This is a genomic window from Micrococcaceae bacterium Sec5.1 (assembly GCA_039636795.1).
Classification (GTDB): domain Bacteria; phylum Actinomycetota; class Actinomycetes; order Actinomycetales; family Micrococcaceae; genus Arthrobacter.
This window is the reverse complement of record CP143430.1, coordinates 3644684-3662842: the sequence shown is the minus strand read 5'-3', so window position 1 is coordinate 3662842 and position 18159 is coordinate 3644684. Positions and strand designations below refer to the sequence as shown.

At 62.1% G+C, this 18159-nt stretch carries 18 protein-coding genes; 15 read left to right on the top strand and 3 right to left on the bottom strand.

Features of this window, described 5'->3' with window-relative positions:
* Positions 1 to 97: 97 nt before the first annotated feature.
* The 8 genes from VUN82_16680 to VUN82_16645 all read left to right on the top strand — a co-directional run bounded on the left by VUN82_16680 (position 98) and on the right by VUN82_16645 (position 9576).
* Positions 98 to 1873 carry a hypothetical protein gene (locus VUN82_16680; GenBank protein XAS70719.1) on the top strand — a complete coding sequence of 592 codons (1776 nt, stop codon included), beginning with the start codon at positions 98 to 100 and terminating at the stop codon, positions 1871 to 1873.
* A 38-nt stretch (positions 1874 to 1911) separates the two neighbouring features.
* Positions 1912 to 2913, top strand: coding sequence for a tetratricopeptide repeat protein (locus VUN82_16675; protein ID XAS70718.1), 1002 nt, complete (start codon positions 1912 to 1914; stop codon positions 2911 to 2913).
* On the top strand, positions 2913 to 4013 hold the full coding sequence (locus VUN82_16670) for an NADH:flavin oxidoreductase/NADH oxidase (protein ID XAS70717.1): 1101 nt from the start codon (positions 2913 to 2915) through the stop codon (positions 4011 to 4013). The genes VUN82_16675 and VUN82_16670 overlap by 1 nt, the downstream gene beginning before the upstream one ends.
* Before the next feature lie 41 nt (positions 4014 to 4054).
* Complete coding sequence (locus VUN82_16665; GenBank protein XAS70716.1) at positions 4055 to 4921, top strand: ABC transporter ATP-binding protein; 867 nt, start codon at positions 4055 to 4057, stop codon at positions 4919 to 4921.
* A complete protein-coding gene (locus VUN82_16660) occupies positions 4903 to 6474 on the top strand; it encodes a transporter (protein XAS70715.1) in 1572 nt (523 codons plus the stop codon). Before VUN82_16665 ends, VUN82_16660 begins: the two co-directional genes overlap by 19 nt.
* A gap of 87 nt (positions 6475 to 6561) precedes the next feature.
* On the top strand, positions 6562 to 7344 hold the full coding sequence (gene nagB / locus VUN82_16655; protein XAS70714.1) for a glucosamine-6-phosphate deaminase: 783 nt from the start codon (positions 6562 to 6564) through the stop codon (positions 7342 to 7344).
* Positions 7345 to 7352: 8 nt separating this feature from the next.
* Positions 7353 to 7688, top strand: coding sequence for a DUF3039 domain-containing protein (locus tag VUN82_16650; GenBank protein XAS74720.1), 336 nt, complete (start codon positions 7353 to 7355; stop codon positions 7686 to 7688).
* Between the two features lie 112 nt (positions 7689 to 7800).
* Positions 7801 to 9576 carry a DEAD/DEAH box helicase gene (locus VUN82_16645; protein XAS70713.1) on the top strand — a complete coding sequence of 592 codons (1776 nt, stop codon included), beginning with the start codon at positions 7801 to 7803 and terminating at the stop codon, positions 9574 to 9576.
* A 6-nt stretch (positions 9577 to 9582) separates the two neighbouring features.
* On the opposite strand, the gene VUN82_16640 is transcribed toward VUN82_16645, so the two are convergent.
* Together VUN82_16640 and VUN82_16635 are read right to left on the bottom strand one after the other, a co-directional pair.
* Positions 9583 to 10209, bottom strand: a complete 627-nt coding sequence (locus VUN82_16640; GenBank protein ID XAS70712.1) for an isochorismatase family protein — start codon at positions 10207 to 10209, stop codon at positions 9583 to 9585.
* Entirely contained in the window at positions 10209 to 11537 is a 1329-nt protein-coding gene (locus tag VUN82_16635) for a nicotinate phosphoribosyltransferase (GenBank protein XAS70711.1), read from the bottom strand. Before VUN82_16635 ends, VUN82_16640 begins: the two co-directional genes overlap by 1 nt.
* 37 nt (positions 11538 to 11574) lie before the next feature.
* On the opposite strand from VUN82_16635, the gene clpS reads away from it, so the two are divergent.
* The 6 genes from clpS (at position 11575) to VUN82_16605 (ending at position 16045) form a co-directional block, all read left to right on the top strand.
* Positions 11575 to 11937, top strand: coding sequence for an ATP-dependent Clp protease adapter ClpS (clpS, locus tag VUN82_16630; GenBank protein XAS70710.1), 363 nt, complete (start codon positions 11575 to 11577; stop codon positions 11935 to 11937).
* Positions 11930 to 12496, top strand: coding sequence for a DUF2017 domain-containing protein (locus VUN82_16625; protein XAS70709.1), 567 nt, complete (start codon positions 11930 to 11932; stop codon positions 12494 to 12496). The genes clpS and VUN82_16625 overlap by 8 nt, the downstream gene beginning before the upstream one ends.
* A gap of 64 nt (positions 12497 to 12560) precedes the next feature.
* Entirely contained in the window at positions 12561 to 13694 is a 1134-nt protein-coding gene (gene murI, locus VUN82_16620) for a glutamate racemase (protein ID XAS70708.1), read from the top strand.
* On the top strand, positions 13691 to 14488 hold the full coding sequence (locus VUN82_16615; protein ID XAS70707.1) for an MBL fold metallo-hydrolase: 798 nt from the start codon (positions 13691 to 13693) through the stop codon (positions 14486 to 14488). The genes murI and VUN82_16615 overlap by 4 nt, the downstream gene beginning before the upstream one ends.
* A gap of 79 nt (positions 14489 to 14567) precedes the next feature.
* Positions 14568 to 15326: a ribonuclease PH gene (gene rph, locus VUN82_16610; GenBank protein XAS70706.1), complete on the top strand. Its 759-nt coding sequence runs from the start codon at positions 14568 to 14570 to the stop codon at positions 15324 to 15326.
* A 119-nt stretch (positions 15327 to 15445) separates the two neighbouring features.
* Positions 15446 to 16045 carry a non-canonical purine NTP pyrophosphatase gene (locus VUN82_16605; GenBank protein ID XAS74719.1) on the top strand — a complete coding sequence of 200 codons (600 nt, stop codon included), beginning with the start codon at positions 15446 to 15448 and terminating at the stop codon, positions 16043 to 16045.
* A 71-nt stretch (positions 16046 to 16116) separates the two neighbouring features.
* Here VUN82_16605 and VUN82_16600 read toward each other — a convergent pair whose 3' ends face one another.
* Positions 16117 to 16878, bottom strand: coding sequence for a VTT domain-containing protein (locus VUN82_16600; GenBank protein XAS74718.1), 762 nt, complete (start codon positions 16876 to 16878; stop codon positions 16117 to 16119).
* Positions 16879 to 17084: 206 nt separating this feature from the next.
* Here VUN82_16600 and VUN82_16595 point away from each other — a divergent pair, with 206 nt between their 5' ends.
* Positions 17085 to 18131 (top strand): exonuclease domain-containing protein, encoded by a 1047-nt coding sequence (locus VUN82_16595; protein XAS70705.1) that lies wholly within the window; start codon positions 17085 to 17087, stop codon positions 18129 to 18131.
* The last annotated feature ends 28 nt before the right edge of the window (positions 18132 to 18159 follow it).

Below are 18159 nucleotides of genomic sequence, written 5' to 3'. Positions count from 1 at the left end.
GGCGGCGCCATTGCAGGGAAGCGGGCGTCTCCGCCGGGATGGGCCGATCTGACTCTTTGATAACAAAACGGTTACCCTTGAAGTTCAACAACCGCTGATGATAGGTGATCCTGTGCGTTTGAAGACTGCAGCCTTGCTGGTGCTGCTGGGCCTGCTGACGATGCTGGCCGGCATTGGCCAGCTGACTTTCTGGGCCCCTGCCGAGACCGTGACGGCCTCGGTTCCCAGTGACACAAAAGCTGCCCCGCTGACCGTGATCGACCAAAAGTTGATCGCCCTCCATAACGGGCCGGTGAAGATCAAGATCCAGGGTGAAGGCAACTTCATCGTCGCTACGGGCCGCCCGGACGACGTCGAAGCCTGGGTGGGCAAAACGGCCCACAACACCCTGACTGGTGTCTCCCAGGACCAGAAGTCCCTTCAAGTGGCCTCCACCGACGGCGAGGCAACAGCTCCCTCTCCTGTCGGTTCGGACCTGTGGGTTAACACAGAAGATGCCAGCGGAGAGCTGGACTACACATGGAATCCGCCCGCCGGAGGTGAGTGGTCCCTTCTGGTAGCCAGCGACGGAACCAAGCCTGCGCCGTCGTCAATCTCGATGACTTTCCCCAATAACGCAACCACGCCATGGGCCGTGCCGCTCATCGTGCTTGGCATTATCATCATGCTTGCAGGCGTAGCCCTCCCGTTCATTACAAAGGCCATCAGCAACCGCCGCAAGGGCGATGAGCACCGCAAGGGTGATGACTTCGGTGGGCCGCACGCCGGGGGGGAAACCACCTCCCTGCCCGTCCAGGCACCGCCCGGCAAGGCTGATGGTGGCCGGGGCGCTGGAGAAGGCTCAAGCCTGCGCATTACCGCCGTTGCCGCGGCACTTGCTACCGCGCTCGTGGGAGGTACTGCGATCGCTGCCCAGGCAACGTCCACACCTAAGCCCACGAACACTTCCAGCTCCTCTTCTTCCGCCGAGACGGAAGGGGACGCAGCACCTGTGATGCTCGAATCGCAGCTGCAGCGCATCCTGGAGCAGGTTGCCAGCACTGTGGATGCAGCGGATGCCGCCAAGGATGCTGCAAAGCTAGCGCCGCGGGTGGACAAGATGGAACTTCAGGTCCGCACCCAGAACTACAAGATCCGCTCCACGGTGTCTGCCTACGAGCCCCGCATGCCGGTTCGTGCTACCAAGCTCCAGAGCAGCGTCATCAGTACCAAGCGTGACTGGCCCCGTACCGTGTTCGCCCTGACCCAGGGCGAGGGCAACGTCGTGCCCCAGGTCCTGACGTTGGTTCAACTCTCACCGCGGGAAAACTACAAGCTCTGGGGCAGCGCTCCGTTGCAGCCGGGCACCAACTTCCCTTCGTTCCCCGTTCCCCGTGACGGAACCGCTCCTGCGGCCGCCGATGACAAGACCGGTTTGGCTTACAGCGGCAACGAAGCCTTGGGAATCCTCGGTGAGATGCTGACAACTCCCGACTCGCCGAACAGGAGCAAGCTGGCTGACGGTCAGTCCTCGCCGTACATCGCCGGTGCCCTTGCCTACCAGGCAGACACCGTGAAGAACGGGACGAGTGCCAACTTCAAGTTCTCCCACACCCCCGTGAACAACCAGACCGTGGTGCTTCGCACAGCCGACGGCGGCGCCCTGGTTGTGGGACGCCTGGACTTCGCCTTCGAAGGGACGCCGAAAGCGGCAGGGGACAAACTCATTCTTGAGGACGACTCCGCTGTCTTCGCCGGCGGCAAGGAAACCACCACCGGCATGGTCCTGAACTTCGCCGAGTCCGTGGCGGTTTACATTCCGCCGGCAGGTTCAGCTGATCCCATGAAGCTCGTAGCGGCTACCCGCGGACTTGTGGGAGCCAGCTTCAAGTAGGGCACACCCTTGGCAGGGCAGCGGCTAGAGTGGACGGTATGAGTTCGCCCGGATACCGACCCACTCCAGCCGCTGCCAGCCAGCTCAACCTGCGCGGCGCCGTCGACCTCTCGTCGTTGCGCCGGCCCGCCGCCCCACCCCAGTCCCCGCCCGCAGGCGCGGCTGCCGATTCCGGTACGCCGGAATCCGGCGGATCAGGCGGAGCTGAATCGGGACGTGCACCCCTTCGCGTGGACGCTACCGAAACCAATTTCCAGGATCTGGTGCAGTTGTCCGCCCAGATACCTGTCCTCTTCCTTCTCTGGTCACGCTATGCCGCCGAATCTCCGGCCGTCCTTGACGCTGCCCAGCGCGTCGTCGAAAGCTACAGCGGTCGATTGATTCTTGCTGCCGCTGACGTGGACGCGTTCCCTCAACTCGCACAGGCCTTCCAGGTCCAGGCCGTTCCCACGGCTGTGGCCGTGGTCAAGGGCCAGCCCGTGCCGCTCTTTCAGGGTCCTGCCGACGACGAGCAGATCCGTGGCCTCGTTGATGAACTGCTCAAGGTTGCGGCCGCCAATGGCGTCACCGGGAGCATCGGCGATGCTGCGCCGGAGGGCGAAGGGGAACCAGCGCCGCTGCCTCCCCTCCACCAAGCAGCCATCGACGCGATCGAGGCCGGAGACTACGCGGGGGCAGCCGCGGCCTATAAGCAGGCACTGCTGGAAATGCCTGCAGACGCCGATGCCAAAGCAGGTCTGGCGCAGGTGGAGCTGATGGCCCGGCTTGAGAAGATGTCAGCTGCCGAAGCTGAAAACCTGCGGGAACTGGCCGCACAGGAGCCCGATAACGTGCAGGCCCAGTTGGGCGTGGCCGACCTCGACGTCTCCGGCGGGCACATCGAGGATGGATTCAACCGCATCATTGCATTCATCGGCCGGAATTTCGGTCCCGAGCGCGAGACCGCCCGTCTACGCCTGCTTGATCTTTTCGAGGTAGTGGGCACCTCGGATGAGCGGGTGGCCAAAGCCCGTCAAGGACTTGCGAGGGTTCTGTTCTAGTGTCCTCGGCGCTGTTCACACCCCTGCAGCTCCGTTCGCTGGGCATTGCGCACCGTGGGTGGGTGTCACCCATGTGCCAGTACAGTTGCACCCCTGAAGCCGGGGAAGGCGTACCCAACGACTGGCACTTCATGCACCTCGGATCCTTTGCCGCCGGCGGTGCGGCATTGATCCTGAGTGAAGCTGCTGCGGTGAATGCATCCGGCCGTATCAGCCCCAGGGATGCTGGAATGTACTCCGATGAGCAGGCAGCTGGCTGGGAGCGGATTGTGCATTTCGTTCACCGGCACGGCGCTGTCGACTGCAAGATCGGCGCCCAGCTGGCACACGCCGGGCGTAAGGCGTCGACTTACTGGCCGTTTTCGGACCGGACCGGTTCCGTTCCAGCATCCGACGGCGGGTGGGTCACTTTTGGTCCTGCCCAGCAGCCCTACGACGGCTATGCAGCGCCCGAAGCCATGAGCGAAGAAGACATCCAGGGAGTCATTGCCGACTTTGCTGCCGCAGCTGAGCGGGCTGTGGCCGTCGGTTTCGACACCGTGGAGATCCACGGCGCCCATGGATACCTTCTGCACCAGTTCCAAAGCCCCCTTATCAACACACGAACGGACAGTTGGGGCGGAACGGAGGACGGGCGGAACCGGTTGATGCTGGCGGTGGTGGACGCCGTGAGGGAGGTCATTCCGGACTCCATGCCACTGTTGTTGCGGATCTCCGCAACTGATTGGGCTGAAGGGGGAGTGGGTGTTGACGCCTCTATCCGCCTCGCGAAGGCGGTGTCCGAACACGGTGTCGACCTCGTGGACGTCTCCAGCGGCGGGGCCGTCGCCCATCAGCAGATCAGGCCCGCTCCCGGATACCAAGCTGGATTCGCTGAACAAGTAAAACGCGACGCCGGTGTACTCACTGGTGCTGTGGGCCTTCTCACAAGTGCCACGCAGGCCGAGGATATCGTGGCGAATGGACGTGCGGATGCGGTCTTCATGGCCCGCGCTGCACTGCGGGATCCGCACTGGTGGCTCAGGGCCGCGTACGAGCTCGGACACGATATTTCCTGGGTTCCGCAGTACCAGAGGGCCATACCCCGCCACGGCTTCTAGCACCTCCCGGCACCACTGGAAGCCGGGGCTAGGCTGGTCTCATGACGGAACCGCGCCATGAGCCACTCCCCGAGCCATCCCACATTCGCCAGCCTGCACCGCAGCAATCTGCCGTTGAACCCGGGCTGTCAGCAGACCCGCACACGGACTTGCCAGTATCGGCCCTGTCCATCCGTGGTCTGGCCAAGCGGTTCGGTGGGAAGATCGCCGTCGATGGCGTCAGCCTTGAGGTTCCTGTTGGTTCGTTCTATGGAATGGTTGGCCCGAACGGTGCCGGCAAAACCACCACGTTGTCGATGGCCACAGGGCTGCTGCGGCCGGACTTTGGCACGGCGTTGGTCCACGGCGTGGATGTTTGGGCACGGCCGCTGGAGGCCAAGAAGCTTATGGGTGTGTTGCCGGACGGCGTCCGTTTGTTTGACCGGCTGACCGGGGAACAGCTGGTCACCTACGCGGGCCTGCTCCGCGGCATGGACCGGGACGTGGTTCGCCCGCGCGTATCTGAACTGTTGGCTGCCTTGGACCTTGAAGCCGATGCCGGATCCTTGGTGGTTGACTATTCGGCCGGTATGACCAAGAAGATTGCGTTGGCTTCGGCCTTGATCCATGCTCCCCGCCTGCTGGTATTGGACGAGCCCTTTGAATCGGTGGACCCGGTATCGGCAGCCAACATCAGGGGCATCCTTGAGAGCTACGTATCTTCCGGCGGTACGGTCATCGTCTCCAGCCACGTCATGGACCTCGTGCAGCGCATGTGCAGCCATGTGGCCGTTGTGGCAGCAGGACGCGTCCTCGCAGCGGGGTCCGTGGATGAAGTACGGAACGGTTCCACGCTGGAGGAACGGTTCGTGCAATTGGTAGGCGGCGGGCACCGGACGGAGGGGCTGGAGTGGTTGCGCACCTTCTAAGCCTTAAATGGCGGTTGCTCCTGAACGGCTTCAGGCGCAGCCCGGCGCAGCTCATTGGCATGGGCATCGGGCTGTTGTATGCGCTGGGAATCATGGTCCTTTTGATTGGAGCCTTGATTGCCCTGCGTTGGGCGGACGCTGAAATCGCCCACACGGTGGTGGTATTGGGCGGGGCTGCAGCGCTGCTTGGCTGGGCAGTGGTTCCCCTTCTTGCATCCGCAGCTGACATGACGCTGGATCCCGCCCGGTTCACCACGTCTGCGATCCCACCCCGCCAGCTTCTCACGGGCCTTGCCTTGGCAGGTTTCATTGGTATCCCGGGCCTCGCCACAGCCCTTACCGCGCTTGCCACTGTTGGTACGTGGTGGCGCAGTTTTCCAGCGGTGGCGGGTGCGTTGCTGGGCGCGTTTTTGGGGGCCTTGACCTGCATAGTGTTGTCAAAAGTAGTGACGACGGCGACTGCCGGACTGGCGTCGTCCCGCCGCTTCAAGGACGTCAGCAGCCTCGTCTTTTTCATCCCGCTCATGCTGATGGGTCCCATCATCGTGGGTATCGTCGACGGAGTTCGTGGCACGGCGGATTATCTCCCTGCGCTTGCCCGTACAGTGTCCTGGACTCCTCTTGGCGCGGCCTGGTCCCTGGGCGGTGACCTTGAGGCTGGAGACGTTGTTTCCGCCGGACTGAAACTCCTCATTGCTGGGGCAACAGTTTCCGGATTGCTGCTGTGCTGGCACGCGTTGCTTCAACATGCTTTAGTGACGCCGCCGTACGCCGGAGGTTCGGCCAAGAAGGGCGGTAAGCGTGGCTTGTTCGATGTCCTGCCAGGTACACCGGCTGGCGCGGTTGCTGCCCGCGCCTTGATTTATTGGATGAAAGACCCCCGTTATGCGGGCTCGCTGGTGGTGGTTCCACTGTTTCCTGTGATCTTCTTCTTCAGCGGGAGCCAAAGCGGCGATTACGGCATGCTCATGCTTCTTGGGCCACTGACGGCGTTTGTCATGGCGTGGTCCATCTGCGCTGATGTTTCCTATGACAACACCGCTTTTGCCCTCCATCTGGCATCAGGTGTCAGGGGTGTGGATGACCGCCTGGGCCGTGCCATGGCGTGCTTGACCATTTCCCTGCCTCTTGTGCTTCTTTTTTCCATAGGTCCGTTTTTCTTTACTGGTTCCTGGGCATGGGCTCCGAACCTGATCGGCCTGTCGCTGGGCACTCTGTTTACTGGTTTGGGGTTGTCCTCGGTGATCTCCGCGCGATACAACATTGCCGTGCCCTTGCCCGGTGACAGCCCGTTCAAGAAGCCACCCGGAAACGTTGCCCAGACACTGGCCGTGCAGATGATAGGCATGGGTGTCCTGGTTCTTTTGCTCCTCCCGCAGCTTGCGCTGATGGGAGCCCAACTGTTTACCGGCAGCGTCGTCCCTGGCTGGATTAACCTTGTGGTGGGTCCACTTGTGGGAATGGTTCTGTTGGTTGCCGGGGTGCGCCTTGGCGGTAAATGGCTGGATGCGCGGGGCCCGGAGATGTTCGCCCAGCTCAGTGTGAACCGCTAAACCGCGTAACAACCATGACCAGCTCATGGGACATGGGATAACCTCTTTCTCAATACCTCGCAATTCCTACCTAGAAAGGCTGTGACGATGGAAGTTGTCATTCTCCCTGGCACCAAGCAGATTGGCGCCTTGGCGGCAGATGCCATCGAAGCCCTTGTGCGCCGTAAGCCCAATGCCGTTCTGGGTTTGGCCACGGGTTCGTCCCCGCTGCCGATCTACGATGAATTGGCCCGGCGTTACGAAGCCGGGAGCGTGGATTTCAGCGAGGCACACGGCTTTGCGCTGGACGAGTACGTCGGACTTGAGGCCGGTCACCCGGAGTCCTATCGCGAGGTGATCCGGCGCGAATTTACCAACCGGGTGAATATCAAACCTGAGAATGTGCATGGGCCGGACGGTGCTGCAGAGGACCTCGAAGCAGCCTGCCAGGCCTATGAGGATGCAATTAAAGCCGCCGGCGGCGTGGACCTCCAGATCCTGGGCGTGGGCACGGACGGCCACATTGGATTCAATGAACCCGGTTCGTCGCTGGCGTCCCGCACCCGGATCAAAACCCTGATCGAGCAGACCCGCAAGGACAACGCCCGCTTTTTCAACAGCGTCGACGACGTCCCTCACCATGTAGTCACCCAGGGCTTGGGCACCATCATGGATGCCCGGCACGTCATCCTGGTGGCTACAGGTGCACAAAAAGCCCAGGCAGTGCGGGACTTCGTCGAAGGGCCGGTAGCCGCCATTTGCGCTGCGTCCATCCTGCAGATGCATCCTCACGCCACAATTTTGGTGGACGAGGCCGCGGCGTCGTCGCTGAAGTTGGCCGATTACTACCGCCACACCTACGACAACAAGCCGGAGTGGCAGGGCCTGTAGACGGTAAGATGGATGTCATGACTACGCTTCCTCCGGATCCATTCGAAAACGACCCCATGCGCGAGCTTTCCGGAGCCGGAACGTCCACATCCACCATTGAGCGCGAGGAAACGCGCCAGGAAGTGGAGCCCGGCGACCGCGAGCGGTTCTCGCACTATGTTCGCAAGGAAAAGATCATGGAGTCGGCCATGACCGGCGAGCCCGTCATTGCCCTTTGCGGCAAAGTCTGGACGCCGGGGCGCGATCCCCAGAAGTTCCCGGTCTGCCCGGAGTGCAAGGAGATCTATGAGGGTCTCCGTCCAGGTAAAGACGGTGGAGACAGCGGCCCGGGCAATTCCAAGTAGTGGGTGGGAAGAGAACACAGGTCCCTTCCGATCGTGACCGCAATGCGGTCCACTGCCGCGTGCCCGGAGAACCGGGGCTAATTTTCGCTGCCATCAGGCCGGGGGAGTCCGCATGACAGAAACATTATTTGGTGGTCCATCCCTGCCTCCGGCATACCCGGAACGCGCCGCCTGGGGTACAGCACCCAAGCTGCGTGCCTGGCAGCAGGAAGCCCTGGACCTCTACATGGCCAGGCATCCAAAGGATTTCCTTGCAGTGGCTACGCCTGGCGCTGGTAAAACGACCTTTGCCTTGCGGATTGCCTCCACGCTGCTGGATAGCGGCGTTGTTAACAGGATCACTATCGTCGCGCCCACGGATCACCTGAAGCGGCAGTGGGCTGACGCTGCTGCCCGGGTGGGCATTGCCATCGACCCCAACTTCAAGAATTCCGACGGCCAGCATGGCCGTGGGTTCGTTGGTGTCGCTGTGACATATGCCCAGGTGGCGAGCAAGCCGATGCTGCACCGTGCCAAAACAGAAGCCGCCCGGACGCTGGTCATCCTGGACGAAATCCACCACGGTGGAGAGGCCCTGTCCTGGGGTGACGGCTTGCGCGAGGCCTTTGATCCAGCGGCAAGGCGCCTTTCCCTGACCGGTACGCCGTTCCGTTCCGATACCTCACCCATCCCGTTCGTGGAATACGCCGAGGACCGCGACGGTATTCGACGCTCCAAAGCCGATTACACGTATGGCTACGGCAATGCCCTCCGGGACCACGTGGTGCGTCCCGTGCTTTTCATGGCTTACTCAGGCCAGATGCGCTGGAGGACCAGTGCAGGTGACGAAATGGCCGCCTCCCTTGGTGAAGCCGCAGTCACCAAGGACATCACCTCCCAAGCGTGGCGTACTGCGTTGAACCCAACCGGAGAATGGATCCCGGCTGTCCTTGCCGCTGCGGATAAACGCCTTGGCGAGGTCCGCCGGACCGTCCCGGATGCCGGTGGGCTGGTTATCGCCACGGACCACGAGGACGCCCGTGCCTACGCTGGGCAGCTTAAGAAGATCACCGGACAATCGCCCACAGTAATTCTTTCTGACGACTCGAAGGCTTCCAGCAAGATCGAGGACTTCTCCGCGGGAGACAAACGGTGGATGGTCGCCGTCCGCATGGTCTCCGAAGGTGTGGACGTTCCTCGCCTCTCGGTGGGCGTCTACGCCACGTCCACCTCTACGCCGCTGTTTTTTGCCCAGGCCGTAGGCCGCTTTGTGCGTGCCCGCAAAAGGGGCGAGACGGCGTCGGTCTTCCTGCCGTCAGTACCACCCCTCATGGTGCTGGCCAACACGATGGAGGCCGAGCGCGACCACGCCCTTGACCGCCCGGAAAAGGATGAGGACGGACTCTTCAGCCCTGAAGAGAACCTCATGGCCGAAGCCAACCGCGAGGACAAGGCTTCGGACGAACTGACCAAGGGCAAGTTCGAAGCTCTGGACTCGCAGGCTTCCTTTGACCGCGTCCTTTTCGACGGCGGTGAATTCGGTACGGGAGCGGACATCGGCTCTGATGACGAGTTGGACTTCCTGGGCATTCCCGGGCTTCTCGACGCCGAGCAAGTAGGGACGTTGCTGCGTCAGCGGCAGCACGAACAGCAATCGCGCAAAAAACGTCAGTCGCCTTTGGCTGCCGCAGCTGCACCGGCCATACCCGACCACCGCATGCTCATGGACTTACGCAACGAACTGGCCAAGAACGTAGCAGCCTGGTCCGCCCGGACAGGCACACCGCATGGAGTGGTGCACACAAAGCTGCGCGAACTGTGCGGTGGACCTGCTGTAGCCCAGGCGAACGAGGAACAACTTCAGGCGCGCTTGCGTAAGTTGCAGGATTGGTTCATCGGCCGAAAGTAGCCGGGCTTAGCTGCGTTCAACCTCGACGCCGGCGGCCTCCATTTCGTCGAAGGTTTCAGTGAGGTCCTCGGCGATTCCGGCTGTGAGATCCGCGATGACCGTAGTGGTGTACCCGGCTTGGACAGCATCCAGGGCCGTTGCCTTGACGCAGTAGTCCGTCGCGATGCCTACCACCACTACCTCTTCGACGTCGTGGCTTTGCAACCAGTCATCGAGCCCGATTGCATCTTCATCCACGACCTCGGCCTGGGCGGTGCCGGCCTTGAGGTCCCCGGAAGGAACATCATCCTCCGGGGCAAGGACGCCCTCAAAGCCGGAGTAAGCCGCTGTGTACTGTCCTTTACGGAAGTAAGCCTGGATGTATTCCGGGTCCAGGTCCTCGTGGAGTTCAGCTCCTTTGGTCCGGGCCCGGCAATGCGGCGGCCAGGAATCCACCATGTCCGGCTCATCGGAGAAATGGCTTCCCGGTTCGATGTGCCAATCCTGGGTGGCCACGATGTGGTCGAAATGCTGTTGGTTTGCATCCACGTACTCGGTGATGGCGCCGGCAACTGCAGCGCCTCCTTCGACTGCGAGGCTGCCGCCTTCGCAGAAGTCGTTCTGGACATCGACGATGATCAGGGCCCTGGACATCAGTTCTCCTCGTAGATGGTGGGGATGGCGGCTTCGCCGCGCTGCAGGCGGTTCACTACAGCAGGCAGTTCGGCCATGGTGGCGGCATGCCGTTCTTTGGCGCGGACCACGCCTTCGGGGCCCGTCCAGCCGGGCAGGAGTTCACCGTTCTTGATGAATTGGTGCAACAACGAACGGTCGTTTCCGTCGTCCTCCGGCCGGCGACCTATTCCAACGATCTCCTGCGTAGCCCTTCCATGTTCGTTGAGCTTGCGCAGGGCGTACTTGCGTCCCCCGACGCTGGCCTTGTTCTTGGCCGCTTTAGCAACGGAGATGAACTCGCCGGCGTCGTTTGTCCTGCTCACCAGCTTGTACACCATGCTGGCGGTCGGAGCGCCGGAGCCCGTCACCAAGGACGTGCCAACCCCGTAGGAGTCCACTGGGGCGGACTGGAGGGCGGCGATGGCGAATTCGTCGAGGTCGGAGGTCACCACGATCCGGGTGTTCACGTTTCCAAGGTCGTCCAACAGCTGGCGGACCCATTGCGCCTGGGCAATCAGGTCGCCCGAGTCCAGGCGGACGGCGCCAAGTTTGTCCCCTGCGAGTTCGACGGCGGTGCGCACCGCTGCTTCGACGTCGTACGTGTCCACCAGCAGCGAGGTTCCCGGGCCGAATGCGGCGATCTGGGCTTCGAAGGCCTCGCGTTCGGTGTCATGCAGGAGGGTGAAGGAGTGCGCGGCAGTACCAACGGTCTTGATGCCGTAGCGCCGCCCTGCCTCAAGGTTGGAGGTGCTGGCGAAGCCGGCGATTACGGCGGCACGGGCAGCCGCCGTCGCGGATTCTTCCTGGGTGCGGCGGGAACCCATTTCGATGCATGGCCGGTTACCGGCCGCCGACGTCATCCTTGACGCGGCAGAAGCGATGGCGCTGTCGTGGTTCAGGACGGAGAGGATGTAGGTCTCCAGAATGCAGGCTTCGGCAAACGTGGACTCAACGATAAGGATGGGGGAGTTGGGGAAGTAGGCGTCGCCTTCCGCGTAACCCCAGATGTCTCCATTGAATTTGTAGTTGGCCAGGTAGTCCAGTGTCTCCTGGTTGACCACCTTGTTCCGCTCAAGGAACGCGAGCTCGGCTTCGCCGAAGCTGAAGTCGGCGATTCCTTCCAGGAGGCGTCCGGTTCCGCCCACCACACCATACCGGCGGCCGTCAGGCAGACGCCGGGCGAAGGCTTCAAACACTGAGCGGCGATGCGCAGCCCCGGAGTGCAGGGCGGCCTGGAGCATCGTCAACTCGTAGTGGTCGGTGTACAAGGAAGTGGCGGGATGGTCCCAGGACGCGGCTCTACTCACGAATTCACTCTAGTGCGAGCCGCCATAGAATGGACAGATGACCCCTAGCGTTGCATTTGGCACGGACATCGATGAGCGGACGAAAGCTGTAGAGCAGACGTCCACCGATGTCCTGACTGCCCCGGACATCCCCTGGAATTTGGTGATCTGGAATGATCCCGTCAACCTCATGAGTTACGTCAGCTATGTGTTCCAGAGTTACTTCGGCTACTCCGAGTCCAAGGCACACAAGCTCATGATGGAGGTCCACAAGAAGGGCCGATCCATCGTGGCGCACGGCAGCAAGGAACAGGTTGAGCAGCACGCAGTAGCCATGCACGGCTTTGGCCTGTGGGCCACTGTGGAGAAAGCCGCAAGCGGAAACGAAGCACCCGGGAAGGGCGGCCGCCAGCGTGGCTAAGGCATTCAAATACGGACTCAAGGGAATCACCGGCTACCTGGAGCCTGCCGAACGGGATCTTTTACGGGGGCTGCTGGACGACGTCATCTCGATGCTGGAGTCCGACGCCAGGGAGAACGAGGACCCGCTGGCCGCCTTGATCGGCCTGGACATGGACGTGAAGCAACCGAGCGATCGCGCCTTGCTGCGGCTTCTGCCAAACGTCATGAAGGACGACGACGGCGGCTCGCTTGAGTTCCGGCAATTGACCGAACGCTCGGTGCGGGAAAACAAGATTGGCGCCTTGAAGGCTACGGCGATGGGCCTGGACAAGGACGATCTTGTGCTGACCCCGGAGGACGCAACGCGCTGGTCCATGGCCCTGAATGATGTTCGCCTGGTTTTGGCTGAACGCCTGGACATCCGTGACGAGGCGGACGCCGAGCACATCCACAGCATGCAGGACTGGAGCCAGGCGGAGGATGTGGAGAGTTACCTGGCATTGGTCTACAACTTCACCACCTGGCTTCAGGAGTCGCTGGTGCAATCGATGATGGCGGCCAGGCAGGCAAAATCCTGATCGCGGAGGCCATCGCCGGGCCCACCTGTGTGACACATCAGACACGAGGCGGAGGCCACAGGTAATGGCCGCAACACAGGGGAAGCCTTATTCTCGAATAATCATGACTTCAGCATCTGGCAGTTCAACGGGCGGCAGTTCAAAGGGCGACAGTTCAACAGGCGCCGGATCACCAAGCGCTACAGGGGCCCCGGTTGTGGCCTCGCCCGGTGACTTGGGGGTCTCCAATGAGCTCATGGGATCCCGCCCGATTGGTGTCTTTGATTCCGGCGTTGGTGGGTTGACGGTAGCTCGCTCCATCATCGATCAGCTCCCCAACGAATCGATCCTGTACGTGGGGGATACCGCCAACGGACCCTATGGCCCGCTGCCCATCGCCGAAGTCCGGGCCAACGCCCTGGGCGTCATGGACGAGTTGGTGGATTCCGGCGTGAAGCTTCTGACCATTGCCTGTAACTCTGCTTCGGCCGCAGTTCTCCGGGATGCGCGTGAACGCTATACGGCGCGTTACGGGATCCCTGTTATTGAGGTCATTCAACCCGCTGTGCGCAGGGCTGTCGCGGCCACCCGTTCCGGCAGGATCGGCGTTATCGGGACATCAGCCACAGTAGGTTCGCGCGCCTATGAGGACACGTTCGCGGCAGCCCCGGATCTTGCCATCACGTCCGTGGCTTGCCCCGCCTTCGTGAACTTCGTTGAAGCCGGCATCACCACGGGCCCGGACCTTCTGGCAGCCGCCAATGAGTATCTGGAGCCACTGAAACACGCTGGTGTGGACACCGTGGTGCTCGGGTGCACGCACTACCCTCTGTTGACCGGAGTGATCTCGTTCGTCATGGGGGAGGACGTGACCCTGGTATCCAGCGCGGAGGAAACTGCCAAGGACGTCTACCGTGCCTTGGCCACTCACGGTATCCAGCGAACCGACACAAGTGCCCCCAGCCATGAGTTCATCGCAACGGGCGATGCTGTCCAATTTGAAACACTCGCCCGCCGCTTCCTGGGCCCCGAGGTCCTGTCCGTCAAACACGTTGACCACGTGGCTGCCCAATATCCCACCGGCAGCCTGGCGCGCATCACCCCGGAAATGCTGGAAGCAGCACGGGGAGGGGCCGGACTCTCGCGCCGCTCTTACTTCGTGCAACCGGACAACGGACCCAGCCCCGCTTCCAGTGCTGTCCAAGGACGTGGCCTGTGAAACTGACCATCGTGGGCTGTACTGGTTCCTTTCCCGGTCCCGGCTCGCCGGCGTCGTGCTATCTGGTGACTGCACACGACGGTGAACGGGAATGGAAGATCGTGATGGATCTCGGGAGCGGGGCGTTGGGTGCCATCCAGCGTTACACGGATCTTGAGGACATCGACGCCATATTCCTCACGCACCTGCACCCGGACCATTGCATGGACCTGTGTGGCCTCCACGTAGCAGTCCGGTGGAAGCCCGGCGGTTGGGGTCGGGACCGGATTCCCGTGTGGGGGCCGGCAGCAACCGCGGACAGGATGGCAACAGCCTATGGGCTGGACCTGGATCCGGGCATGCATGAGGAGTTCGACTTTACTCATTGGGCCGAACAGAAGCCTGTCACCGTTGGCCCCTTCACGGTGACGCCCTACGGCGTCAACCATCCCGTGGAAGAAGCCTACGCATTGCGAGTCACGGCAACGGAACCAGGCAAGGATGGAACGCCCATAACCCGGGTACTGACATATTCGGGGGACACCGATTCGTGCCAGGGGCTGGAGGAGGCAGCCAGTGGCGCTGACTTGTTCCTGTGCGAGGCCGCGTTCGAGGAAGGCCGCGACGACGCCATCAAGGACGTGCACCTGACGGGCAAGCGCGCTGGGGAAGCCGCCATGAACGCCGGAGCCAAGCGCCTGCTTCTGACTCATATTCCGGTGTGGACTTCGCAGACCAAGGTAATGTCCGAGGCCAAACCGGTGTTTTCCGGGGACGTTGCTGTTGCAGTTGCCGGGGTCCACTACACAATCTAGGTGGCATTGAGATGGTGACGCGCTCGCCTGACCCACTGTACGGCGTCGGGCGTTGTCCCATCCTCGCTAAGCTTGAAGCATGACTTCTGAAGCTACAGCCACACCCGTTATCCGTGCCGACGGCCGGACTCCCGATCAACTGCGTCCCATCAGCATCACCCGCGGCTGGTCCAAGCAGGCTGAGGGCTCGGCGCTCATCGAGTTCGGCAACACCCGGGTATTGTGCACGGCTTCCCTGACCGAAGGCGTTCCCCGCTGGCTCAAGGGCGAGGGCCGTGGCTGGGTTACCGCCGAATACGCGATGCTTCCCCGGGCTACGAACACCCGATCCGATCGTGAGTCCGTGAAGGGCAAGATCGGGGGACGAACGCATGAGATCTCCCGCCTCATTGGCCGTTCGCTGCGCTCCATCATCGATACCAAAGCGCTGGGCGAGAACACGATCGTCCTGGACTGCGATGTCCTGCAGGCAGACGGCGGTACCCGCACCGCCGCCATCACAGGTGCCTATGTGGCGCTTGCCGAGGCGATCCGCTTTGCCCGCGAAAACAAGCTGATCGCCCGTAATGCCCAGCCGCTGGTGGACACGATTGCTGCCGTTTCGGTGGGCATCATCGATGGCGTGCCCATGCTTGACCTCCCGTACGTCGAGGACGTACGCGCTGAAACCGACATGAACGTGGTGGTCACCGGATCCGGCAAGTTTGTGGAGGTCCAGGGCACTGCCGAGGGCGCCCCGTTCGACCGCGATGAACTCAACGCCTTGCTGGACCTCGCCCTGATCGGCACGGGCCAGCTGGCGGCTATCCAGCGTGAGACGCTGGCGGAAGCTCCGTGAGCAGCGACGGCGCCGCGGTTGCCGGTGCACCCAGTGCAGATCCAGCCAACGCAGATCCAGCCAACGCAGATTCAGCCAGTGCTCCGCGGCTTGTCCTCGCAACCCACAACCAGGGAAAGCTGAAGGAACTCCGCGAGCTGCTGCGCGGTCAGGTTCCAGGGCTCGACGTCGATACCCAGGTGGTGGATGCAGCTGCGGTTGGTGCGCCGGACGTAGCCGAAACCGGGGTCACTTTTGCTGAGAATTCACTCCTGAAGGCGCGTGCCGTGGCTGAGGCAACGGGTTTGGTGGCCATCGCCGACGACTCGGGCCTGGCCGTTGATGTCCTGGGCGGTGCTCCCGGCATCTTCTCCGCCAGGTGGTCCGGAAAGCACGGGGACGACGCAGCGAACCTGCGATTGCTGCTCGCCCAGCTCTCCGATGTGCCTGACGCCTTCCGCGGGGCAGCTTTTGTCTGCGCGGCCGCCTTGGCAGTGCCCGGAGCAGATGGCATCACCCACGAAACGGTTGAGTACGGGCAGCTCGAAGGTACGCTGTTGCGCGAGCCACGGGGCGAGCGTGGGTTCGGGTATGACCCCGTGCTCCAGCCGGTGGGAATGGACCGCAGCTGCGCCGAGCTGACATCCGAGGAAAAGAACGCCATCAGCCATCGAGGCCAGGCATTCCGGGCTTTGCTCCCCGCGATCGTTGCTGCACTCTCGGGTGTTCATTCCAGTTAGAAGTACAACGAAGAAAGGCACCCCGCCTTGCGCGGGGTGCCTTCTCCTGTATGGCATCAAGTGCGGGAGGCTTACTTCTCGCGGTGCTTTCCGCCTTCGTGCTCCTCGATGAATTCCTCCACGGGGTTGCTGCCTTCCGTGGCAGCCTTACGCTTGGCCACGACGCCGCGGGTTACCTCGATGATGATGGGAATGACCGAGATCAGGACAATGACGATGAAGATGATGTCAATGTTCTTTCCGACCAGATCAAACTGTCCCAGCCAAGCACCGAGTAGGGTGACTCCGCCACCCCAGAGAACGGCGCCGATGACGTTGAAGAGGAAGAATTTGCGCTTGTCCATCTGGGCGACGCCGACGATCACAGGCACGAACGTGCGGATGATGGGGACGAACCTGGCCAGGACCAACGCCTTTCCGCCGTGCTTCTCAAAGAAGGCGTGGGCGCTTTCAACGTTTTCTCTCTTGAACAGCCTGGAGTCCGGCCGGTTGAAGATGGAAGGGCCGGCCTTTGAGCCGATGAGATAGCCCGTCTGATTACCGAGGATGGCTGCCACGATGATGAATGCGCACATTCCCCACAAATTGAAGTGAATGGCGCCTGTCGAAACCAGAAGTCCGGCCGTGAAAAGCATCGAGTCGCCCGGAAGAAAGAATCCCACCAGAAGCCCGGTTTCAGCGAAGACGATAGCGCAGACCAGAAGTATCACCCAGGGACCGAGCGGAGAGTCGCGCAGGAAAACGTCTGGGTTCAGCCAGTCGGGCAGGAACGAGGCCATGGGTGGACGCACCGGTCCTGCGCCTCCGAAAGTGGATACGGCTAAATCGCTCATCGCAGTAAAGATCACCTATCAAGCCTACTGGACGGCCGTCGTCGGGCAGTCTCCTGTGTCCGCTGCTACCAGCGGCATTCCCGGGCGCAAGCAGATGGGAGCGTGCGAAACATCTCGAGGTAACCCTCGCCACAAAGCGGCCCGGAAAGGCCGCCCCGCCGCTGAAATCGTCAGGAGGGCACCTTTTCCGCCTGTAACCTTGTCCAGTGGCATTGGACTTTACGGCGATCGACTTTGAAACAGCCAACGGCTTCAGGGGGTCGCCGTGTTCGGTTGGCCTCAGCAAAGTCCGTGGCGGTGTGGTGGTGGAAGAAGCCTCCTGGCTCATGCGGCCGCCGGAGAACCATGACCACTTCGAGTTTCACAACACCCGCATCCACGGCATCCGTGCCGAAGATGTTGCCGGCCGTCCCAGGTTCGGGGACCTCTTCCCTGAAATTGGCGCCTTCATCGGCAACGATGTTCTAGCGGCACACAACGCAGCCTTTGATCTCGGCGTTATCCGATCCGGCTTGGAGGTTTCCGGGCTTGCGGGCCCAGCTTACGAATACGTCTGCACCGTGATGCTGTCCCGCCGCTGCTACTCCTTGGTGTCCAACTCCCTGCCGTATGCAGCGGAGGAAGCTGGAGTACCCCTGGTCAACCACCACGATGCCGCCGAGGACGCACGCGCCTGTGCAGGAATCCTGGTGGACATCGCCCGTCGGAACAACGCCAACAGCATCGCCGAACTCTATCTTTCGCTGGGTCTCACGTTGCCCAGGCAACCTGCCTTCGATCCCATGAGTGGCCTCTCCAAGCCCACCCTTGCTGCTCTCGCAGGCAAGGCTCTCGCAGGCACGGGACTCGCGGGTAAAAAGGCAACTAGCCCTGCGGAGCAAAACCTGGAAGGCGCCCTGAACGGTTCGGGTCGTCCATTCTCGGCGTGGCCCGAGGAAGGCCCCAATCCGTTGCCGAATCCCACAGCCGAACCGGGGCATCCGCTGTTCGGCCAAACGGTGGTCTTCACGGGCGACCTCATCATGACCCGTCCGGAGGCAAAGTCCCGTGCTGCAGAGATGGGGGCAAGGCCTGAAAGCAGGGTGACCGCACGCACTACTGTCCTTGTGGTGGGCGACGGGTTCGTGGCCGGAGACCTGCGCGCTGGACGGCTTACAGGAAAGGCGAAGCGGGTTTTGGAACTTCACGCGAAAGGTCAGCAGATCGAAGTTGTCTCGGAAGGGGAATTCCTGCAAATGGTGGGCGGGAACTAGCTCCAACCTGGCAGGCGGCCTGGGTCAT